This window comes from Pseudotamlana haliotis (assembly GCF_008806375.1).
Taxonomy (GTDB): Bacteria; Bacteroidota; Bacteroidia; order Flavobacteriales; family Flavobacteriaceae; genus Pseudotamlana; species Pseudotamlana haliotis.
The window spans coordinates 1-1,526 of record NZ_WAAT01000027.1 but is presented as its reverse complement, the minus strand read 5'-3'; the positions used below and the strand labels follow the sequence as shown (position 1 = coordinate 1,526).

At 29.3% G+C, this 1,526-nt stretch carries 2 protein-coding genes; both read left to right on the top strand.

The annotated features are described in order from the left end of the window. On the top strand, positions 1-505 hold a 505-nt coding region (locus tag F6U93_RS04080; RefSeq protein ID WP_225312552.1), incomplete at its 5' end, for a hypothetical protein. Beyond that, positions 498-1,118 carry a hypothetical protein gene (locus F6U93_RS04075; protein WP_150937104.1) on the top strand — a complete coding sequence of 207 codons (621 nt, stop codon included), beginning with the start codon at positions 498-500 and terminating at the stop codon, positions 1,116-1,118. The genes F6U93_RS04080 and F6U93_RS04075, both read left to right, overlap by 8 nt. Positions 1,119-1,526: the final 408 nt, after the last annotated feature.

Here is a 1,526-nt window from a genome sequence, read left to right as displayed (position 1 = left end):
ACCCTTGGGGGCGCTACTACACATACACCTATTGTTGGCAATAATTATGAAAAAAAACGCAATCCTATTAATTACTTTACTAATCGTAAATTTCGGTTTTTCCCAAAATAAACCGACTATAACTGATGTCGAAATAGAAATATTTAGCAGTATGTTTAAATTAAAGTGCAAAGGCAATAACGCAATGCACTCTTACATTAACAATCTTGGAATATTTTATATGGCTGAAAACAATAATTCTCAATATTCGACTTATAAATTAGAATCAAAGTACAGCGCAATAATGAGTGTTTCAATATACAATGATATTCCTGGATTCAGATTTGAAACAACTAAACCGAATATTTATGATTATTTAATTGAATCAGGAACATTTAAAGAAACACATCGAGAAGGCAAAGTTTTATTCCTTGTTTATACAATTGAGGGTGAAGATTTTCTACTCAATAAATCTGACTATAAAGGAACTACTTATTATCTAATTGACACTTATTGTTATGATTAAAACATCAAAAATTAAATACAAAATATTTATAATAATTTTCTTATTTATTGCAAATGCTAATAGTCAAGAAATAAATTATAATCAATTAAATTCATCCTCTGATAACTTAAAAACATCTTTATATAACAATGATAATTATTTTTCAGGAGGAACATCTGATTTGCCTTATTTTCAAGGTAAAATAAGTGATTTGTACATAAAGTTCTATAAATCTACAGGAACAATTGTGATTTTTGATTTTAAATCCAAAACCGAATACTTAAGAGTTATAGAGAAAATACAAAGCAACGCAGATTTCCGATTTAAATATTGCACAGATTATAATGAGCCAATTGTATATAATTATCAAACAAGTAGAGGAAATAAAATTCGTTTTAATTATAGCGAAATGAGAGTTTCAGTTGAATACCCTTCGAAAGTAAATTCATTTTTAGAAAGTAATTCGGATTTTACTTCAGTTTTTGTTTGTGTTAGTAAAGGAGCTTATGCATATCATACAAATTTGAGATGCGAAGGATTATCAAATTGCGATGCGAAAATTGCTAAATCAAATATTAAAGAAGCTAAAGAATATAATTATCGGATTTGTGAAATATGCACAACTGATGAATAAATAACTATTGCCAACAACGTATAAAATTAATTGCTGGTTTTAGCCTATTTACGAAAGTCCTCGCGGACTTTCTATCCGTGATTTATTTGCTAACTTTATTGCTTAAAACACGCAACTAATCTTATACAAACACGTTAGCACACATGCCTACTCTGCTCTAAAAAGCTAGATTCCTGAATATATATCTCTAAAAACTTTAATTTTATCAAAAAAATTAAAGAAGCCACTCTGCTGTAATCGAAGCGAAAACAGGCGTTAAAAACATAACGCAATCGGATCCTTCTCACTCTTACGGTTTCGGACACTAGCATTGCGCAATTATGGCGCTAATCGGACTATAAATTCGCTAAAAATATGTTTAACAAAACTCAAAAAGCTGATTCTGATTACTCAGACGACTTCGGACAC